The sequence below is a fragment of the Allokutzneria oryzae genome (assembly GCF_042429765.1).
Lineage (GTDB): Bacteria > Actinomycetota > Actinomycetes > Mycobacteriales > Pseudonocardiaceae > Allokutzneria > Allokutzneria oryzae.
Genome location: NZ_JBHLZU010000019.1, coordinates 191,710 through 211,827, shown reverse-complemented (window position 1 = coordinate 211,827; position 20,118 = coordinate 191,710). Strand labels below are relative to the sequence as shown.

Annotated in this window: 18 protein-coding genes; 15 read left to right on the top strand and 3 right to left on the bottom strand. The window is 70.5% G+C overall.

The genetic code is table 11. The features are described from left to right. Nucleotides 1-7: 7 nt before the first annotated feature. Nucleotides 8-553 (top strand): DUF5684 domain-containing protein, encoded by a 546-nt coding sequence (locus ACFFQA_RS24370; RefSeq protein WP_377856568.1) that lies wholly within the window; start codon nt 8-10, stop codon nt 551-553. On the opposite strand, the gene ACFFQA_RS24365 is transcribed toward ACFFQA_RS24370, so the two are convergent. Continuing rightward, nucleotides 529-1,506, bottom strand: coding sequence for an aldo/keto reductase (locus tag ACFFQA_RS24365; RefSeq protein ID WP_377856565.1), 978 nt, complete (start codon nt 1,504-1,506; stop codon nt 529-531). The two genes, ACFFQA_RS24370 and ACFFQA_RS24365, sit on opposite strands and share 25 nt — an antisense overlap. 128 nt (nt 1,507-1,634) lie before the next feature. Between ACFFQA_RS24365 and ACFFQA_RS24360 the strand changes: the two genes are divergently transcribed. From ACFFQA_RS24360 to ACFFQA_RS24335, 6 genes are all read left to right on the top strand, one after another. Beyond that, the gene (locus tag ACFFQA_RS24360) at nt 1,635-2,681 is read left to right on the top strand and encodes an LLM class F420-dependent oxidoreductase (protein ID WP_377856562.1); all 1,047 of its coding nucleotides are present in this window, start codon (nt 1,635-1,637) and stop codon (nt 2,679-2,681) included. After that, complete coding sequence (locus tag ACFFQA_RS24355; protein ID WP_377856559.1) at nt 2,682-3,515, top strand: undecaprenyl-diphosphate phosphatase; 834 nt, start codon at nt 2,682-2,684, stop codon at nt 3,513-3,515. 101 nt (nt 3,516-3,616) lie between these two features. Next, complete coding sequence (locus tag ACFFQA_RS24350) at nt 3,617-4,216, top strand: DM13 domain-containing protein (RefSeq protein ID WP_377856556.1); 600 nt, start codon at nt 3,617-3,619, stop codon at nt 4,214-4,216. Between the two features lie 21 nt (nt 4,217-4,237). Further along, on the top strand, nt 4,238-4,507 hold the full coding sequence (locus tag ACFFQA_RS24345) for a hypothetical protein (protein ID WP_377856553.1): 270 nt from the start codon (nt 4,238-4,240) through the stop codon (nt 4,505-4,507). Nucleotides 4,508-4,674: 167 nt separating this feature from the next. After that, a complete protein-coding gene (locus ACFFQA_RS24340) occupies nt 4,675-5,745 on the top strand; it encodes a hypothetical protein (RefSeq protein ID WP_377856551.1) in 1,071 nt (356 codons plus the stop codon). A 648-nt stretch (nt 5,746-6,393) separates the two neighbouring features. Then, complete coding sequence (locus tag ACFFQA_RS24335; protein WP_377856548.1) at nt 6,394-7,095, top strand: histidine phosphatase family protein; 702 nt, start codon at nt 6,394-6,396, stop codon at nt 7,093-7,095. Nucleotides 7,096-7,099: 4 nt separating this feature from the next. Here ACFFQA_RS24335 and ACFFQA_RS24330 read toward each other — a convergent pair whose 3' ends face one another. After that, a complete protein-coding gene (locus ACFFQA_RS24330; RefSeq protein ID WP_377856546.1) occupies nt 7,100-8,623 on the bottom strand; it encodes a peptide deformylase in 1,524 nt (507 codons plus the stop codon). Nucleotides 8,624-8,787: 164 nt separating this feature from the next. Here ACFFQA_RS24330 and ACFFQA_RS24325 point away from each other — a divergent pair, with 164 nt between their 5' ends. Then, a complete protein-coding gene (locus ACFFQA_RS24325; protein WP_377856543.1) occupies nt 8,788-9,018 on the top strand; it encodes a hypothetical protein in 231 nt (76 codons plus the stop codon). A gap of 94 nt (nt 9,019-9,112) precedes the next feature. Here ACFFQA_RS24325 and ACFFQA_RS24320 read toward each other — a convergent pair whose 3' ends face one another. Continuing rightward, the gene (locus ACFFQA_RS24320; RefSeq protein WP_377856540.1) at nt 9,113-10,441 is read right to left on the bottom strand and encodes a glycosyltransferase 87 family protein; all 1,329 of its coding nucleotides are present in this window, start codon (nt 10,439-10,441) and stop codon (nt 9,113-9,115) included. A 356-nt stretch (nt 10,442-10,797) separates the two neighbouring features. Between ACFFQA_RS24320 and mutA the strand changes: the two genes are divergently transcribed. From mutA to ACFFQA_RS24285, 7 genes are all read left to right on the top strand, one after another. Then, entirely contained in the window at nt 10,798-12,705 is a 1,908-nt protein-coding gene (mutA, locus tag ACFFQA_RS24315; RefSeq protein WP_377856537.1) for a methylmalonyl-CoA mutase small subunit, read from the top strand. Next, nucleotides 12,705-14,927, top strand: coding sequence for a methylmalonyl-CoA mutase (gene scpA, locus ACFFQA_RS24310; protein ID WP_377856534.1), 2,223 nt, complete (start codon nt 12,705-12,707; stop codon nt 14,925-14,927). The genes mutA and scpA overlap by 1 nt, the downstream gene beginning before the upstream one ends. Continuing rightward, nucleotides 14,927-15,913, top strand: a complete 987-nt coding sequence (meaB, locus tag ACFFQA_RS24305) for a methylmalonyl Co-A mutase-associated GTPase MeaB (RefSeq protein WP_377856531.1) — start codon at nt 14,927-14,929, stop codon at nt 15,911-15,913. The genes scpA and meaB overlap by 1 nt, the downstream gene beginning before the upstream one ends. A gap of 18 nt (nt 15,914-15,931) precedes the next feature. Continuing rightward, nucleotides 15,932-16,288, top strand: a complete 357-nt coding sequence (locus tag ACFFQA_RS24300; RefSeq protein WP_377856528.1) for a hypothetical protein — start codon at nt 15,932-15,934, stop codon at nt 16,286-16,288. Between the two features lie 143 nt (nt 16,289-16,431). Further along, nucleotides 16,432-16,767, top strand: a complete 336-nt coding sequence (locus ACFFQA_RS24295) for an effector-associated constant component EACC1 (protein ID WP_377856525.1) — start codon at nt 16,432-16,434, stop codon at nt 16,765-16,767. Further along, nucleotides 16,760-18,730, top strand: coding sequence for a protein kinase domain-containing protein (locus tag ACFFQA_RS24290; protein ID WP_377856522.1), 1,971 nt, complete (start codon nt 16,760-16,762; stop codon nt 18,728-18,730). Before ACFFQA_RS24295 ends, ACFFQA_RS24290 begins: the two co-directional genes overlap by 8 nt. 3 nt (nt 18,731-18,733) lie before the next feature. After that, entirely contained in the window at nt 18,734-19,729 is a 996-nt protein-coding gene (locus tag ACFFQA_RS24285) for a caspase family protein (protein ID WP_377856519.1), read from the top strand. Nucleotides 19,730-20,118 lie beyond the last annotated feature (389 nt).

Genomic DNA, 20,118 nt, shown 5'->3' with positions numbered 1-20,118 from the left:
CCTCTGCGTGGCCGGGCGCTCACCCGGCCTGCAAGTCCTGCCTACCAGCATCCACCACGCGCCGACCATGGTCACGTTCGGGCACCCGGTTGGCACAGGGCCGGGACTGCGCCGTGACCGGATGGGCCGCACCCGCTTGCCGCATCAGGAGATGCTGGTCCATAAGGCGGGCGCGCCGGGGTGGGCGGTGATCGTGCCGTTCTACAACGGCTACGTGTTGCTGAGGATCTGCGGCAGGCCCGGATGGTGGCTGCTGTTGCTGATCGTGCCCGTGGTGAACATCGTCGTGTTCGCGGTGGTGGCGGTGGACGTCGCACGGTCGTTCGGCAGGAGCGACGCGTTCGCGATCTTCGGGTTGTTCCTGTTCGCGCCGGTCGGGTACCTGATCCTCGGATTCGGTGCCGACAGGAACTTCGGGCCGGCGGCGTTGCGGCGCCCGCAGTTCCAGCAGTACGCGCCGCCGTACCCGCGGGCTCAGTTCCAGTACCAGCCGCCCCAGCAGCCGTGGCACCAGCACCCGCCGATGGGTCAGTCCATGCGGCGTTCGGGGTAGGTGATCTCCACCGCGCTCACGTCGTCGAGGGCCGCTCGGATCGCCTTGGGCAGTTCGAGGTCCTCGGCGGCGAGGCAGCCGGTCAGCTGGCCGGTGTCCTTGGGGCCGATGATCGGCGAGACGACACCGGGGCGGTCGCGGACCCAGGCCAGCGCGACGCACAGCGGCGAGGTGCCCAGCCCGTCGGCCGCGGTGACGACGGCCTGCACGATGCGGGCGGCGCGTTCGGTCCGGTGGTGCTCGACGTAGCGGGAGAGGTTCTGGGAGGCCGCGCGGGAGTCGGCGGGGGTGCCGTTGCGGTACTTGCCGGTGAGCACGCCCCGGCCGAGCGGGGCCCAGGGGAGCAGGCCGAGGCCGTGGTGGCCCGCGGCCGGGACGACCTCGCGTTCGACTCCGCGCTCCAGCAGGGAGTACTCGACCTGGGTGGAGATCAGCGGGGTGTGGGCGGGCTTGGCGGCCTGGAGCGTCGCGGCGGTGGCCAGCTGCCAGCCGGAGTAGTTGGAGATCCCGACGTAGCGGACCTTGCCGCTGGCGATCGCCGCGTCCAGGGCGCTGAGGGTCTCCTCGACCGGGACGGAGGCGTCCCAGGCGTGCAGCTGCCAGAGGTCGACGTGGTCGACCTTGAGCCGGGAGAGGGAGCCGTCGAGTGCGGTGAGCAGCGCGCCGCGGGAGGCACCGCCGCCGAAGGGGCCCTCCGTGCGCCTGGCGACGGCCTTGGTCGCCAGCACGATGTTCTCGCGCGGCACGACGTCACCGATCAGTCCACCGAGGACCGTCTCGCTCTCGCCGTCGTTGTAGACGTCGGCGGTGTCCACCAGGGAACCGCCCGCGTCGACGAACGCGGTCAGTTGGCTGGCGGCTTCCTCGGCCGTGGTGTCCTTGCCCCACGTCATGGTGCCCAGTCCCATTCGGGACACCCGCAGGCCGCTGCGGCCGAGCTGTCGATGCTCCACGGGTAAGAAGCCTAGACAGTGCTCCGGCCCCTGGTGCGGTTATCCCGTTCGCGGGGCGCGTCTTCCCTTTGGGTGACGCAGGTCACGTGGACCTCCCGGTGTTGTTACCAGTGAGTAATGTCATCCGGGTGCGACTTGGACTGAACCTGGGCTACTGGGGCGCCGGCAACGACGCCGACAACCTCGAACTGGCGAAGGAGGCCGACAAGCTCGGCTACTCCGTGGTCTGGGCCGCGGAGGCCTACGGCTCCGACGTGCCCACCGTGCTGTCGTGGGTGGCGGCGCAGACCGACAACGTCGACGTCGGCAGCGCGGTCATGCAGATCCCCGCGCGCACGCCCGCGATGACAGCGATGACGGCGGCCACTTTGGACACCCTGTCGCAGGGCCGGTTCCGGCTCGGCCTCGGCGTGTCCGGTCCGCAGGTCTCCGAGGGCTGGCACGGCGTGCGCTTCGACAAGCCGCTGGGCCGGACCCGCGAGTACGTCGACGTGGTGCGGACGGCGCTGCGGCGCGAGCGGCTGACCTACGAGGGCGAGCACTACCGGCTGCCGCTGCCCGACGGCCCCGGCAAGGCGGTGAAGCTGACCGTGCACCCGGTGCGCGAGCAGATCCCGGTCTACCTCGCCGCGGTCGGGCCGAAGAACCTGGAGCTGGCCGGGGAGATCGGCGACGGCTGGCTGGCGATCTTCTTCTCGCCCGAGCACGCGGGCGACCACCTGGCGCACGTGCGCGCCGGGCGGGAGAAGGCGGGCAAGACCATGGAGGGCTTCGACGTCGTGCCCACCGTGCCGCTGGTGCTCGGTGACGACTGGAAGACCTGCGCCGACCAGGTCCGCGCCTACTGCGCGCTCTACCTCGGCGGCATGGGCTCGCGGAAGAAGAACTTCTACAACGACCTCGCCACCCGGATGGGCTTCGGCGCGCAGGCACGAGAAGTTCAGGAGAAGTTCCTCGCCAAGGACTACCTCGGCGCGGCAGCCGCTGTTCCCCTTGAGTTCATCGACGCGACCTCACTGCTCGGACCGGCCGAGCGGGTCGCCGACCGCATGCGGGCGATGGCCGATGCGGGGGTCACCACCCTGACCGTGTCCGTGATGCTGCAGGATTTCGAGCAGGGCAAGGCGGCTCTGCGCACGGCCGTCGAGGCATTGGAGAAGTCAGGAGTCGCGTAAGTGGACTGGGTGCAGGCACTGGTACTGGGCATCGTTCAAGGACTCACCGAGTTCCTGCCCATCTCCTCCTCCGCCCACCTACGCATCACCTCGGAGCTGTTCTTCGACAGTGACGCCGGGGCCTCGTTCACCGCTGTCACCCAGCTGGGGACCGAGGCCGCGGTGCTCATCTACTTCGCCAAGGACATCTGGCGCCTGCTGAGCACGTGGTTCCGCGGCTTCGTCGACGCGTCCGCGCGGCGCACCGTGGACTACCGCATCGCCTGGTACGTGGTGATCGGCACGATCCCGGTCGGCGTGCTCGGCTACCTGTTCAAGGACGAGATCCGCACCTCGGCGCGCAACCTGTGGCTCGTGGCGACCACGCTGATCGTCTTCGCGATCCTCCTCGGCCTCGCCGAGCGGTTCGGCAGGCAGCAGCGCACGGTCGAGCAGATGTCCATGAAGGACGGCGTGATCATGGGCTGCGCCCAGGCGATGGCGCTGGTGCCCGGTGTCTCGCGCTCGGGCGGCACGATCACCGCCGGTCTGGCGATCGGCCTGGACCGCGCGGCGGCGACCCGCTACTCGTTCCTGTTGGCGATCCCGGCCGTGGTCGCGTCCGGCGTGTTCAGCATCCCGGACGTCTTCGACCGTGGCGGAGCGGGCCTACAGCCCAGTGTCGCGCAGATGGTCGTCGCCACTCTGGTGGCCTTCGCGATCGGCTACGCCACCATCGCCTGGCTGCTGCGCTACGTCGCCAAGCACAGCGTCTACGTCTTCGTCTGGTACCGGATCGCGCTCGGGTTGTTCCTGTTCGCGATGCTCGGAGCGGGCGCGATCAGCGCGACCTGACGGGGCGGCGTAAGCACTCCGTAAGGCGACAACCAGTACGAATCGGGCTTCGGCGGCGTTAGAACTCTCGTAGAGGTTCTCACGGTGAACGGAGCGGTGTGATGCGTGCGTTGTTGCGGCGGCGGGGCGCCAAGGTCGTGTTGGCGGTCGGCGTTGTCGTGTTGGCGGTCGGGCTGTGGTTGTTCCAGCCGTGGCGGTTGTTCACCAGCAGCACCCTCGACGAGGCGCTGCCGGTGGCCCCCGTCGCGGAGAGCAGTTCGGTCCCGGTGACGACCACGACGGAGCCCGCGCCCCGGTCGCCGGAGACCACGCAGCCGCCGGTGATCCCGTCGAAGGCTCCTGAGACGCCGAGGCCGACGACGCAGGAGTTGGCGTCGGGCGCGTTCGTCACCCAGGAGCACAAGACGACGGGCAAGGCGAAGGTGCTGAAACTGGCCGACGGCAGCCGGGTGCTGCGCTTGGAAGGACTGGCCACTTCGGACGGTCCGGACCTGCACGTGTGGCTCACCGACGCCACGGCGGGCGGGGAGTGGGGCAAGTACGACGACGGCCGCTACGTGAAGCTCGGTGCGCTCAAGGCCACGCACGGCAACCAGAACTACCCGATCCCGGCCGGTGCCGACCTTGGTGGCCTGCGCAGCGTGGTGATCTGGTGCGACCGGTTCAACGTGGCGTTCGGGTCCGCGCCGCTGGCGCTGTGAGCGTGGTGCCAGGATTGCCCGGTGACTGAGCGGATCCATCCCGACAGAGTCCGGTACGCGCTGCGCTCGGTGCGAGCCGCCGCCTACCGGATCGAGGTCGCCGAGGCCGGTACCACGCTCGCCCTGGTGATGACGGCCAGCGCTGCCGGGCGGCGCAACGCGGCGGAGAAGATCGTCGGCCTGCTCGGCGCGGCGGGACTGCGCGTCGTGGCGGAGGAACCGGCACGCGCCCTGACCGAGGGCGGCAACGGCTTCCTTGTGGTCGCCGATGAAGTGGAAAGACCGAGCTGACCTGCTGTTATGGCAGAACGGTCCGATGTGCGGGTTGTGTTCAACCTGACCCGAAAAGGCTTGCCCTCGCTTGAAGCCGAAGTGTTGCATCCCGCCCGTGCTGATGCCCCTGCGCGCGCTCCTCGTGAGCGTGATGGCAGTGGGGGTGATCGACGGAGGGGACTCGGGTGAGCCGGATTGACCGCCGCACGCTGCTGAAACTGTCCACTGTGGTCACGGGGGCGCTGTTCGTCGGGCAGGAGCGGGAGGCGGACAGCGTCACGAAGCTCCAGCCGCAGATGAACAACGACACCTTCCCCGAGCGCACCGGCAGCTCCGCCCCGTACACCTACCACGGCGCGAACCTGCACGAGGCCAGCGGAATCGTTGCCAGCCAACGCCATCCCGGGGTGTTCTGGATCATCAGAGACGGCACGGGCAACTCCGACCCGGTGCGCGTCGGCTACCGGCAGACCGTGCTCGCGGTCCGCTTCGACGCCGCTGACGGGAAGCTCCTCCGCTGGCCGCAAGGGGTTCGGCAGACCTCGTGCGACGGCTACGTCAAGTACGTGTACCTCAAGCGGGCGGACGGAAGCGCCGTGCGCAACATTGACATCGAGGACGTCGCGCTCGATCCCGCGACGAGCTCCCTGTGGCTGGGCAACATCGGCAACAACCCGCACGCGGCGAAGCCGGGGGAGCTGTTCCGCTTCCCCGAACCCGACCCGGCGACCGCGACCGAGGTGCGGGCCGATCACGGTTGCCGGTACTACTCGACCCGGGACCACGCCGCGGCGCAGATCAACTCCGAGGCGCTGTTCCTCGTGGACGGTGTACCGCACCTCCTGGTGAAGACCGCTCCTGGCGGCTCGGGGCTGCGGCAGGGACAGGTGCTGCGGATTCCGGTGCCGGACGCACCCGGCGGGGAGGTCGACGCGGTCGCGCTCGCCGTGCTGCCACCGGCTGACGGCGTTGCGGAGAAGAACTTCAAGCCGACCGGTGCTGACCTGCGTGACGGCAAGCTCCTGGTGGCCACCGCGAACGGGTGGTCGCGCTACGAGGCCGACCCCGGGCTGCACGGCGACGCCCTGGTGAAGGCGCTGGCGTCCGGCCCGCCGAAGGTCCACCGCTACTGGGAGCCCGACCACTCACTCGTCGCGACGGAGGCCATCGCCTGGGCTCACCCGCCGCTCGGCGAGTCGTTCATGTCGTTGTCGGAGACCGGGCAGTTCCGGTGGGTTCGGGAAGGCGGCCGATGAGCGCGACCGGCTGGCGTTCGCTTCTGCTGAGCGCTGCGGCGGCCATCGGCGGGATCGGTGTGCCTTGGCAACGGGCCGCCGACCGGGCCAGGCGTTGTCGCCGGTGACGATGGCGATGCACCTGCACGCCTCGTTCAGCGGGGGCGTCGGCAGCATGGCCGGGCACCTCGACCAGGCCACGAAGCTCGGCGTGGACGGGAGGACCTCGGGTCACACCATCGGGCGATGGGGGGCCGACCGGCGGGGCGGTCGACTCCGTGCGGCGCTCAGCGAACGGACTCGTCGGGACTGTTCGGATGCCGGTGCTCATGGGCAAACGGGCGCGGTTGTCGGTGCACCCCGTGCGCGACATTGCCGCGCTGTGGCCCGACCTGAACGCGGGTGACAACTCGTTGCTGCGGTTGCGGGCAGAAGGCCCCGCTGACCGTCAGCGACGCGCCCGCCGACGGCACCGTGGAGCTGGTCAGCTCGAACCGGTGACGACCAGCCGCAGCGTGCGGACCTCGACGTCGAACCCGGTGAGGGCGGCTACGTGCGGATCGTCGGGGTCGGCAACCCGGTGTGGCTGCTGTGCAGGCCACCGGCCGGAGGGGTTCCGCCCGCCCGCGCCCTGCCGACATGACCGTGCGCGTGTCCTAATCTGGTCCCGTGGCTACCGTGATCCTGCTTCGACATGCCCGTTCCACGGCGAACGGCGCCGGGGTCCTCGCCGGGCGCACCCCCGGTGTCGGGCTGGCCGAACGCGGCGAGGAACAGGCACGGGAGCTCGTGGACCGACTCGCCGGGGTCCCGGTGGCCGGGCTGGTCCGCTCCCCGCTGCACCGCTGCGTGCAGACCCTGGAGCCGCTGTCGGCCAAACTCGGCCTCACCCCGGTCGAGGAGGCCCGGTTGTCCGAAGTGGACTACGGCGCCTGGACCGGCAAGGGCATCAAGGACCTGCTGGAGGAACCGCTGTGGAAGGTGGTGCAACAGCACCCGTCCGCGGCGGTCTTCCCCGGCGGTGAGGGCCTGGCCGAGGTCCAGTCCCGCGCGGTCGCGGCGATCCGCGAGCACGACGCCCGGATGGCGGCCGAGCACGGCGAGAACGCGGTGTGGGTCGCGTGCAGCCACGGCGACGTGATCAAGGCGGTGCTCGCCGACGCGCTCGGCGTGCACCTGGACTCCTTCCAGCGCATCGTGGTCGAACCGTGCTCGATGTCGGTGGTCTCCTACACCGAGACGCGCCCCTACGTGTTGCGGGTCAACGACACCGGGGGAGACCTGTCCAGCCTCATCCCGCGCGCGGACGCCGAGTCCATGGCAGCCGCCCACGCGGCGGTGGGCGGCTCCGCCGGCACCGGCCCCGCGTGAGCGGCTAGTACTTCCAGTCCGCGCCGACGCCCCGGTAGAGCTCCACCGGGATCGGCTGCACGCCCGAGGGCATCCGGTCGGTGTAGAACCGGCCGTGCAGGTGGTCCACCTCGTGCATGACGAGGCGGGCGACGCCCTGGTTGAAGATCGTGATGCGGCGGGTGCCGTCCAGGTCCTGGTGCTCCACGTGCACGGTCAGCGGTCTCGGCACCATGCCGCGCACGTCGAAGAAGCTCAGGCAGCCCTCGTACTGCTCGTCGGTGTCGTCGGAGGACTCGATCACCTTCGGGTTGAACAGGGTGATCACGTCGGCCCCGCCGGGCGGGCAGACGATCGCCGCCGCCCGGTCGATGCCGATCTGGTTCGCCGCGATGCCCATGCCCTTGCCGAAGACGTGCGCACGGGCAACGCGCTTGACGGCCGCCTGTAACTCCGAGGCCACCCGTCTGGCGTCCTCGTCGTCCTCGGGCAGGGTGAACGGGCGGGCGGGGCGGCGCAACAGCGGGTCGTCGTGCTGCACCACACCTAACGAGCGCATCGTCTCGCTCGGCTTCGCCTGCCTCGCCGCCTCGGCGGGCCTGCGGCGGAAGTGCCACTCCATCCGGTACCGCGCGTTCATCGGCGGGTCCTCCGTCGCCCAGGAGTAGATCCGTCGGTCACCATCGTGCTGGTCGGAGATGGCGGTGCGGAACGGCATCGAGTCCGCCGTCATCGACGTGTGCAGCCCCCACACCGACGGGCCGAGGTCGGCGGGGAAGTCCAGCCGCACCGACAACCGCTTCGTGGGCAGCCGGACCGCGCGCTGGAACCAGTTGCCCCACTTGTCGTCGCCGACGGCGTAGGTGTACTCGATCCAGGTGCTCTCGCCCGGGTAGAGCGGGAAGTGGCCGCTGTCGTTGGAGAACAGCAGCCACACCTCCTTGACCGCGTCGCGGTCGTGCTGCGGCACGAAGTGCATCGGCTCCGCGCGGTCCTCGCCCCACCAGGCCTGGAGGTCTATCTCCTCCCAGGTCAGGGGCTGGTGGCGGTAGAGCTGGTTGGACTGCTCCGGGCGGCCGGGGAACCGGTCGACGGAGATGCGGATCAGGTAGCGGGTTATCGGGTCCGCGCCGTTGTTGAACAGTTTGCGGCGCATGGTCGCCCGGTAGGTCTGGCCGTCGTAGTGCAGCTCCGCGTGGTCGTGCTCGACGATCAGGCTCGCGTGCGTGGGATCGACCGCGTACTCCGGCGGTGCCGGCGACCTCGGGTGTGGTGGCTGGTGCTGCGCGGCCCGGCTCGCCTCGTACTCCCGCCACGCCCGGCGCAGCGCCCCGCCCGCGCTCAGGGCCAGGTCGGCGGCCTTGGCGAACTCCCGCGACGCCCGCTCGTGGCCGCTCTCGACCTTGGAGACGTAGGAGCGGCTGTAGCCCATCGCCTCGGCGAGCGCGGTCTTGGACAGTCCCCGCATGTCGCGCCAGCGGCGGAACTCCTCGACGAACGCGTCGTGGGGGAGTGCGAGGCCGGGAGCTAAGTCCTGATCTTCGGTCATCTCGCCTCCAGCGCGCACCGTGAGTGGCCGTGAGCGTTGCGTGAGTACGCCTCAGCGTAGAGGCAGAACCCGCATCCGTGGTGTCCTCATTTCTGACGACGCGGAACACGAGGTCGGTACCGGACGAAGGGGACCGGAGATGCGACGGAACGGACAGTGAACCGGTGATCACCGTGAGCACGCGGGCGAGATCGGCCCGCCGCCTGGCCAGCCTGCTGGCCGCCCGGACCGGGGTGCACGTGCTGGTCCGCTACGAGCGGCCGCTGCGGCGGTACCGCGTGGTGTGGAGCGGCGGCCCCGACGAGGCGCAGATGCGGACTGTGGCCATGGCCAGCGCCACGGTGGTCCCCGACCTGGATCTTGGCGAGCTCCTGTGGCACCGCAGTGTGTCCTAGGCCCCGGAAACCGCGGTGCCGCAGTGAACGCCAAGCAGAGGTGATCAGGGAGTTTCGGCGCCTGCGAACGCCGGATCGGGAAGGAACTCCCTGATCACCTCAAAGACTCCACCCGTGGTGAGGCGGCGACGGCCTCGCGCGGCTCGGGGAGCGGCGAGCCGGAGCGACGCAGCGTGCCGACGGCCACCACGAGCAGGGTCACGAGTCCGGCGAGCGTGTAGAGGTTGTGCATCACCAGCACCTCGGCCTGCGTGGGGTCGGCCGTGGGTCCGCTCCAGAAGAGCATGCCCAGCGCGGGCGGTGCCTTCGTCGCGTTGGGGTCGGGCCAGCACGCCGTCAGCAGCACCAGGCTCACCGCGGCCGCGGCGTAGGTCCTGCGCGGGCCTGCGGGGAGCATCGCCTGGCTGATCAGCAGCACCAGGAATGGGGCGACCCACACCCAGTGGTGGTGCCAGGAGATCGGCGAGGCCAGCAGCGCGGTCAGCGCGGTCACCAGCACGCCGGGCAGTTCCAGGCCGCGGCGGCCGAGGCGGGTGGCCACCACCAGTCCGAGCACGCCGACCACCGCGGCCACCGCGAGCCGGGTCAGGTGCAGATCGGGCTGGTCGGTCTTGAAGAGCTGGCCGATCAGGCCGTGCACGGACTGGTTGCCGTGCCAGAAGAGGTAGCCGCCCAGCCGGGAGCTGTCGGCGAAGCCGCCGGTCCAGAAGTGCAGCGACTGCGTGGGCAGCAGGACCGCGCCGACCGCGATGGTCCCGGCGATCGTGGCCAGCGCGGTGACCCCGGCCCTGATCCGCCCGGTCAGCAGCAGGTAGACCACGAACAGGCCGGGCACCAGCTTGACCGAGGCGGCGAGGCCGAGCGCGACGCCCTTGAGCCGGTTCTCCTTCGACAACGCGAAGTCGATCATCACCAGCGCCATCAGCAGCGCGTTGACCTGGCCGAAGGTGATGTTGGACTGGATCGGCTCCAGGTGCAGGGCCACCGCGCTGACCGCGAGGGTCAGCGCGATCCGGCCGCTGGTGGCCGCGAAGCCCGCGATGCCCCACGCGCACCAGACCGCCGCGAGCACGGCCAGCACGCTGAGCCCGGTCATCACCCACGGCACGGTGGCCACCGGCAGCAGGGTCGCCGCAGAGGCGAACAACGCCGCGAAGGGGGAGTAGAGGAAGGCCAGGCCCGCGTAGTCCTTGGAATAGAGGTCGGTGCTGGTCCAGAGGTCCTCACCGGCCCGGTAGTAGACCGCGAGGTCGTTCATGTGCGCCCGGTAGGCAGGCCAGGTGAGCATGTCCGAGATCCGCAGGACCAGCGAGAGCGCGAACAGCGCGACCGCCGCCGCCAGCAGCCAGGGCGGGCACGGGAGCCGCCGTCGGCCGGATGTCGGGTTCTCGCGGGTCTCCGGCTCTGCCGGGCTGATGCGCATCGATGACCTTCCTTGTGGGGGCTCGCGCATTGTTCCGCCGTGCGCCCCCGTGGACAGGGTGGCCCCGCTGGCGAGTTGCGGTGAAGCGGCACACATCACACCACACATGCCTTGCGCCCCCACGTTTCATGAACCCCTCTCGCAACCCACCACCCCACCCGTGGTACCCCCCGTCGCTTCCTCGCCATTCGCGGGCTTATGGACGCTTTTCGGCGTGCTGGGAGGTCCATAAGCCCGCGAATGGCGAGGGGTACTACAGGTGGGGTTAGGGGATTGGCTAGACAAGGGTCGAATAGGGGTGAGAGTTGACACCTTGATCGACCCCGGCCTGCGCCGCAGTGGCTACCATCCCCCGCATGACGCAGCCGTCCGAAGATCAGCTCGCGGGGTCGAGCGCCGGCACAGAGGAGCTGTCCCTTGCCGCCGACTTCCCGGCGGTGACCAGGGAGGACTGGCGCGCGCTCGTCGCCGGTGTGCTGCGCAAGTCCGGTGTGGACACCGAGGGCCTCGACCGGCCAGAAGATCGTTTCGCGCGGACCACATACGACGGGATCACCGTCGCGCCGCTCTACACGGCGGAGGACTCCGCGCCCCCCGCGGGCGTTCCCGGCCTCGCCCCCTACGTGCGCGGCGGCCGGTTGGTCAGCTGGGTGAACAACGGATGGGACGTGCGTCAGCGGCACGCCCACCCGGACGCCAAGGCGTCCAACGACGCGATCCTCGCCGACCTGGAGAACGGCGTCACCTCGCTGTGGCTGACGCTGGGGGAGCACGGCGCGCCGATCGACCAGCTCGACGAGCTGCTGTCCGGGGTCTACCTCGATCTCGCCGGTGTGGTCCTGGACGCGGGTGCTGAGACGGCACGCGCCGCCGACAAGCTCCTCGCGGTCGCCGAGGCCCGGGGGCTCGAACCGGCCCGTCTCAACGGTGGGCTGGGCTTCGACCCGCTCGGCTACGAGGCGAGGACCGGTACGACCGGGGACACTGCCGAGGCCGTCGCCTACGCCAAGCGGCTGCACAGCGGCGGCGCGACGGGCTTGCGGACGTTCACCGTCGACGCGCAGCCCTACCACGACGCCGGGGGCAGCGACGCGGAGGAGCTCGGCTGCTCGCTGGCCGTCGCCGTGACCTACCTGCGTGCGCTCACCGACGGGGGCATGAGCGTCGACGAGGCGTTCGAGCAGATCGAGTTCCGCTACGCCGCCACCGCCGACCAGTTCCTCACCATCGCCAAGTTCCGCGCCGCACGGCGGCTGTGGTCGCGGGTGGGTGAGCTGTCCGGGGCTCGTGAGGAGGTGCGCGCACAGCGGCAGCACGCGGTCACGTCCTCGGCGATGATGACCGCCCGCGACCCGTGGGTGAACATGCTGCGCACCACGCTCGCCACGTTCGGCGCGGGTGTCGGCGGCGCGGACGCCGTGACCGTGCAGCCCTTCGACGCCTGTCTCGGCCTGCCGGACGACTTCTCCCGGCGCGTCGCCCGCAACACCCAGGCGCTGCTGCTGGAGGAGTCCCACCTCGCGCGGGTGATCGACCCGGCGGGCGGCTCGTACTACGTGGAGAAGCTCACTGACGACCTCGCCGCCGCGGCGTGGGCGTGGTTCACCGAGATCGAGCGCGCCGGCGGGTTCACCACCGCGCTGCGCCAGGGCCTGGTCGCCGACCGGCTCGCCGCGACGTGGGCCGAGCGCGCCAAGAAGATCGCCCACCGCAAGGACGCGATCACCGGCGTCAGTGAGTTCCCCAACCTCGGCGAGAAGCTCCCGGTGCGCCCGGCCGCGCCCCCGGTGCCCAGTGGCGGCCTGCCCCGCCTGCGCTACGCCCAGCTCTTCGAGGAGCTGCGCGACGCCGCGGACGCGCACGCCGAGTCCACCGGCACCCGGCCGACGGTGTTCCTGGCGACCATCGGCGCGGTCGCGGCGTTCACCGCCCGCTCGACCTTCGCGGGCAACCTGTTCCAGGCGGGCGGCATCCGCACGCCCGACGCCGGCCCCGGCACCGACCCCGCCGCCATCGCGAGGTCCTTCGCGGACAGCGGTGCCGAGGTGGCGTGCCTGTGCGGCCACGACAAGGCTTACGCCGAGCTCGCCGGACCGGTGGCTCGTGCGCTGAAGGAGGCGGGCGCCCGGACCGTGCTGCTCGCGGGCAAACCGGGAGAACGGGCGGCCTCCGACGCGGAGGCGGGCATCGACGGCTACGTCTTCGCCGGGTGCGACGCCCTCGACGTCCTCCGGACCACCCTGAGCCAGGCAGGAGCGCTCTGATGGCGCACAACCCCATCCCGGACTTCGGCAACCTCGACCTCGGCACCGGAGCCGGCGGCGACGCCGGTGCCGGGCAGTGGCTCGACCGGCTCGGCGCGGAGCTGGGCAAGGACCCCGCCGAGCTGGCGTGGGAGACCCCGGAGGGCATCCCGGTCAAGCCGCTCTACACCGCGGAGGACCTGGCCGGGCTCGACTTCCTGAGCACCTACCCCGGTGCGACGCCGTACCTGCGCGGGCCGTACCCGACGATGTACGTCAACCAGCCCTGGACGATCCGGCAGTACGCGGGCTTCTCCACCGCCGAGGAGTCCAACGCCTTCTACCGGCGCAACCTCGCCGCCGGGCAGAAGGGCCTGTCGGTCGCCTTCGACCTGGCAACCCACCGCGGCTACGACTCCGACCACCCGCGGGTGCCCGGCGACGTCGGCATGGCGGGCGTGGCGATCGACTCGATCTACGACATGCGCCAGCTCTTCGACGGCATCCCGCTGGACAAGATGAGCGTGTCGATGACCATGAACGGCGCGGTGCTGCCCGTGCTGGCGCTCTACATCGTCGCCGCCGAGGAGCAGGGGGTGGCCCCGGAGCAGCTGACCGGGACCATCCAGAACGACATCCTCAAGGAGTTCATGGTCCGCAACACCTACATCTACCCGCCGCAGCCGTCGATGCGGGTCATCTCGGACATCTTCGCGTTCACCTCGCAGAAGATGCCGAAGTACAACTCGATCTCCATCTCCGGCTACCACATCCAGGAGGCCGGGGCGACCGCCGACCTGGAGCTGGCCTACACCCTCGCCGACGGGGTGGAGTACCTGCGCGCCGGTCAGGAGGCCGGGCTCGACATCGACGCGTTCGCGCCCCGCCTGTCCTTCTTCTGGGCGATCGGCATGAACTTCTTCATGGAGGTCGCCAAGCTCCGCGCCGCGCGGCTGCTGTGGGCGAAGCTGGTCAACCAGTTCGGGCCGAAGAACCCCAAGTCGCTGTCGCTGCGCACGCACAGCCAGACCTCGGGCTGGTCGCTGACCGCCCAGGACGTGTTCAACAACGTCGCCCGCACCTGCGTCGAGGCGATGGCGGCGACCCAGGGGCACACGCAGTCCCTGCACACCAACGCCCTGGACGAGGCGCTGGCGCTGCCGACGGACTTCTCCGCGCGCATCGCCCGCAACACGCAGCTGTTGTTGCAGCAGGAGTCCGGCACCACCCGCGTGATCGACCCGTGGGGCGGCAGCGCGTACGTGGAGAAGCTGACCCACGACCTCGCCCGCCGTGCCTGGTCGCACATCCAGGAGGTCGAGGCCGCGGGCGGCATGGCCAAGGCGATCGACGAGGGCATCCCGAAGCTGCGCGTCGAGGAGGCCGCCGCGCGCACCCAGGCCCGCATCGACTCGGGCCGACAGCCGGTGATCGGCGTCAACAAGTACCGCGTCGACGCCGACGAGGCCATCGAGGTCCTCAAGGTCGACAACAAGGGCGTGCTCGCCCAGCAGATCGAGAAGCTGCGGCGGCTGCGCGAGGAGCGCGACGAGCAGGTGTGCCAGGACGCGCTCGGCGCGCTGACCAGGGCGGCGGATGCCGCGCTGCGCGGCGGCAGGGGACCCGGCCTTGAGCAGAACCTGCTGGCGGTGGCCATCGACGCCGCGCGGGCGAAGGCGACGGTGGGGGAGATCTCCGACGCGCTGGAGAAGGTCTACGGTCGGCACGCGGGGCAGATCCGCACCATCTCCGGGGTCTACCGCGAGGAGGCCGGGGCAGTGAGCAACATCGACAGGACGCGCAAGGCCGCCGAGGAGTTCGAGCTCGCCGAGGGCCGCCGTCCCCGCATCCTGGTCGCGAAGATGGGCCAGGACGGCCACGACCGCGGCCAGAAGGTGATCGCGACCGCCTTCGCCGACCTCGGCTTCGACGTGGACGTCGGCCCGCTGTTCCAGACCCCGGCCGAGGTCGCGACCCAGGCGATCGAGGCGGACGTGCACATCGTCGGCGTCTCCTCGCTGGCCGCCGGTCACCTCACGCTGGTGCCCGCCCTGCGCAAGGAGCTGGCCGAGCTCGGCCGCGAGGACATCATGATCGTGGTCGGCGGCGTGATCCCGCCCGGCGACTTCGACGAGCTGCGCGCCGCGGGCGCCGCCGCGATCTTCCCGCCGGGAACGGTGATCGCCGACGCCGCGCTGGACCTGCTTGCCCAGCTCTCCGCCCAGAACGGACACGCCGCCTGATGGCTGCGCAGCCGGTGGACGTCGGCCAGTACGCGGAGGGGGTGCTCGCGGGCTCGCGGGCGTGGATCGCGCGGGCGATCACGCTGGTGGAGTCGCGCAGGGCCGACCACCGCGCGGTCGCCCAGGACCTGCTGGTCGAGCTGCTGCCGCACTCCGGGAAGGCCCGCCGCGTCGGCATCACCGGCGTGCCGGGAGCGGGCAAGTCGACCTTCATCGACACCCTCGGCAGCTCGCTGACGGCGGCCGGGCACCAGGTCGCGGTCCTGGCGGTGGACCCCTCCTCGACCCGCAGCGGCGGCAGCATCCTCGGTGACAAGACGCGGATGGCCCGCCTCGCGGTGGACCCGAAGGCGTTCGTCCGCCCCTCACCGACGGCGGGCACGCTCGGCGGCGTCGCGAAGGCCACCCGCGAGACGATCGTGGTGATGGAGGCGGCGGGCTACGACGTCGTGCTGGTCGAGACGGTCGGCGTTGGCCAGTCCGAGGTCACCGTGGCGGACATGGTGGACACGTTCCTGCTGCTCACCCTGGCGCGCACCGGTGACCAGCTCCAGGGCATCAAGAAGGGCGTCCTGGAGCTGGCGGACGTGATCGCGGTCAACAAGGCCGACGGTCCGCACGAGCGCGAGGCGAAGAAGGCCTCCCGCGAGCTGGCCGGAGCGCTGCGCCTGCTGCGGATGGCCGACAGCGGCTGGGACCCGCCGGTGCTGACGTGCAGCGCGCTGGAGAACACCGGGGTCGACGACGTGTGGGCCAAGATCGTCCAGCACCGCGACCAGCTCTCGGAGTCGGGTGCGCTGGACGCCCAGCGCCGCAAGCAGCTGCTGGGCTGGACGTGGAGCATGGTCCGCGACCAGCTCCTCCAAGACCTGGCCGACCACCCGAAGGTCCGTGAGCTCGGCCCGGAACTGGACCGCCAGGTCGCCGAAGGCACTCTCACGCCGTCGTTGGCGGCACAGCGAATTCTGGCCGCCTTCCGCAGCTGAACCTTGTACGGTCGCCGCATGTGCTTCTACGCCTTCGCGCACTACAAGCTGCATTACGTGTGCGTGGCTTGTCGCGTGAGCTTCAAGAAGCACCACCCGGCGCCGAACACGGAGCACCTGTGCCCGAACTGCGCCGCACCGCTTCTGTGCGCTGGTCATGACTTCGCGGCTCCGTCGCGCAATGACGTCCGGGCGTGGTCTGTGGTGGCAACGGTTCTGGGTGAGGGCCTGCGCTATGACGGGTTGACGCCGTGCGGCTGTGGCAAGGAACCGAAATACCGCCCGCGCACCAGAGCCGAAGTCCGAACGCGCCGCGTCGCCGCGCAGCGTGAAGGCGTCCCTCTCTCGGAAACCCTCGCGCGCCGCGATCTGTGACCCGTCACCCCGCGTTCTCGCGCGAGGGGAGTTCGATGGCGGATCGCAATCTTGTCGTGGTGGTTCCGCATGATCGAATGGCGATACGCTCCGAAATCGCTCTGCGTAGTGAGATCGACACTCAGCGCTGAGAGGAGTTCGGGGTGCGGGCGCAGGTTCGAGTCGTCGGCGGCCAGGCGGACCTGGTGTCGTTGCACCAGTGGTTGGTCCGGGAGGACGAGCTGCGGGGGCGGGTCACCCTGCACCAGCCACCACCTGAACCAGGGCAGCTCGGGGTCGCCACAGATGTGCTCGTGGTGGCTTTGAGCGGTGGTGGGGCGATCACGGTGCTGGCCAGCTCGCTGCAGATCTGGCTGAAGCAGCGGCACTCCGACGTCACCATCGAGGTGACCAACCCGGACGGGCGCAGCGTGAAGGTGACCGCGGCGCGGGTGGCCGACGCCGCACGACTGGTGCGCGAGGTGCTCGGGGATGAGTAGCCACGAGGGCGCGTTGCCCGCGAACTTCTCCGTTGTCGACGTCCTGGATGAGGACGCGGTCGCCACGACCTACCTGGTCCGGGGCGATGCCGGGCGGGAGGCCGTGCTGACGGTGGCGCGGTCGGCGGTCGAGGGCGAGGAGCGTGCCGAGCACCAGCGGTGGGCGTCGGCGCTCACCACGGCGGCGGCGTCGCCGAACATCGCCGACGTGATCGCGGTCGGTCTGACCGGCGACGGTCGGCCGCACCTGGTGTGCGGGACCGGCGAGGTGCTCGCGGAGCGGTTGCACGACGACGGCGCCTTGTCACTGTGGACCGCACAGGGGTTTGGTGTCGCGATCGCGGACGCGCTCGCCGCCGCGCATGCCGAGGGGATCACGCACGGCGTGGTGCAGCCCTCGACCGTGTTGGTGCTCGATGGTGGGGCGGTCCTCGCCGGGTTCGGGATCATGGCGCCAGGGCTGACGGTGCCGGGCGTGGTGGACGCGTACACACCACCCGAGCACATCGCGGCGGTGGCCGTCGGCCGGGCCGAAGCCAGTCAGCCCGGAGATGTGTACGGCCTCGGAGTGACGTTGTACGTCGCGCTGGGCGGCGAGCCTCCGTGGCGGGACGCGCCAATGGACCTCGCGCTGCGGAGCGCGCCACTGCCCGACTTGCCCAGCTCCACTTCGGAGCTGCTCGATCTGGTGCGGGCCGCGGTGTCGGTGGACCAGGCCGCGCGGCCGACCGCGGAGCAGCTCCGGGACTGGCTTCTCGGGCTTGATCTCCTTGAGGCCGACGGCGCTGCCGGGCCGATCGCGCCGAACCTGCTGACCGGGCGGGGTGCGCGGCGGGTGGGTCGGCGGACCGCGGCGCTGGTCATGGGCGCCGGTGGCGCGATCGGTGTCGCAGGAGGAGTGCTCGGGGCTGGAGGGTCGGGCACCGGAGCGGTGGTGGCCGCCGGAACGGGGACGACCGGGGCGTCCACCGCTGCCACGGCGGGAACCGCGTCCACGGCGGGAACTGCGGCAACTGCGGGGACGGCGGTGACGACGGGAACAGCCGCGGTCACGGCCGCGACCGCCGGGGGAGTCGCGGTGTCGAAGGTCGTGATCGTGACGGTCGTCGTCGCGGCGGTCGGGGTCGGCGGCGGTATCGCGGGGAAGCGGTTGTACGACGACGCCACCTGCAACCTCGTGGTGGGGGACAAGCCGTTCGTCAAGGTCCTCACTGATGGGGCCGACCTCGTCAACCAGGCAGGTCACGAGTTCACGTTGCGGATGGGGGAGCGCGTCAACGCCTCGGGAGCCGTTGACCCCGTGGCGAAGGAGGCCCGGTTCACCATGCCGCCCAACGGGGAGGGGCGGCTCGTCGGTGGTGTGTTGTACGCCGGGGCCGGCGACAAGTGGCGCCAGGTCGAGGCCGCCTCCGACGAGGGCAAGCTCCTTGCCGCCGCTGCCAGCTCCACGGAGACGGTCAAGACCGCTCTGGCCAAGGTGGCCACGGTCAACCGCAACGGGTGCGACTTCGACGGCACGCTGACTGCGGACGGTGGGGCGGCCGTGCCGTTCAAGGCGAGCATCGACAACGACAAGGGTCGCCTGGTTTCCTTCGCCAGCAACGACATCGAGGCTCGGTTCAACAACTTCGAGGTCACCGTCGACGTGACCGCGCCGTCCGTCCCACCGCGCAACCTGCTCGGCACGTGGGTCAAGGAGAGCAGCTTCTACCAGTTGTTCATCCGCGAGGGCACTGTCCGGGTGTTGTGGGTGGCACGAGACGGGACGATGGGCGACGCCGGTTCCGGCTGCACTGGTCAGGCCGACACCAAGGGCGCGTCGATCAAGGTGAAGTTGTCGTGCCGGCCGCATTTCGCCGAAGGAGGCCAGGCGACGCTCACGATCGAGGCGGTCGGCGACAACCGCGTCAGTGTCACCGGGGACAAGGTTCTCGCCGGTACCTACAACCTGATGAGGCGCTGACGGGTGACGCGGCTGCCGGACCCCGAGCGCTCGCGGGCGGTGCTGGTCGGGACCAGTCGCTTCGACCACCTGCCCGACCTGCCCGCTGTGCGCAACAACCTCAGCGATCTGGCCAGGATTCTCACCGCGCCGACGGGAACGGGGCTCAGGCACTGCGCCGTGGTCTCCGACGAGGATGATCTCGCCGTGGTGGGCGCGAAGCTGGAGGACGCCGCCGAGCAGGCCGAGGACGTGCTGCTGGTCTACTACTCGGGCCACGGGTTGCTGGACGAGCGCGGTGAGCTGCACCTCACCGTCCCGTCCAGCGACCCACGACGGCTGCGCTGGACCGGGTTGCCGTTCACCCGGGTCAAGGAGGTCCTGGCCGACGCGCGGGGGCGGAACCGGGTGCTGGTCCTGGACTGCTGCTTCTCGGGGAGGGCGATCGAGGAGTTCATGTCCGATGAGGGGACCGTGGTCTCCGGCCAGCTCGACATCGACGGCACGTACACGCTCACCGCGACACCGCGCAACAGGCCAGCGATGGCCCCGGTCGGCGCGACGCACACGACCTTCAGCGGCGAGCTGATCACGTTGCTGGACAAGGGCGTTCCCGACGGCCCGGAGCTGCTGACGCTGGGGGAGGTCTACCGCCGTCTACTGTGGACGTTCACCAGTCGCAACCTCCCCCGGCCGCAACAACGCGGTACCCGCACCGCCGACCTGCTGGCCCTCGTCCCGAACCGCGCACTGGGTCCGGCCAGTCCGGCCAGTCCGGCCGATCCCGCCGAGCAGGCCCGTCGCCACGCCGAGCTGGCGGCAGACCGTGCCCGTGTCCTCGGTCCTGACCACCCCGAGACGTTGGCCGCACGGGAGGCGCACGCGAAATGGGTGGGCCTTGCCGGGGATCCCGCTGAGGCCGCACGCCTGCACGCGGCGCTGCTCGCCGACCGAACCAGGATCGGGAGATTCCCGCGCCGTGTCGGGCGTTCGCGGCCCGATGGCACCGGGAGCGGCTGAAGTCCCGAACTCGGGGAGACAACGGTTGCGTGACGGGAGCGGGACGGCAAGGAAACCCGAATAAGCGGGGGATATGCTGGGAGCTTCGCGAAAATGGCACCTAATGGATGTCGGCTATGTGTGCTAGGGCACTCGTGCGAGTCGGGCGTGGGAGCGCTCGCTCCGCGTGTCGGCGCGGACAGCGCGATTCGCCCACTTTATAGTGAACGGTTGCCGGTCCGGCGCCGCCGCCGCCTGCCCCTATCCGGTGTTGTCCCTGGCAGCCGTGGTAGTGAATGGGCCCGCAACGGGATCGTCCGGTAGTTCGTCAAGTGTTTACGGGCAGAAAGTTCTCTTACCCCTATGGGGATGTGAATGCCCCGGGGGAGCTTGATAGCGTTACGTCAACA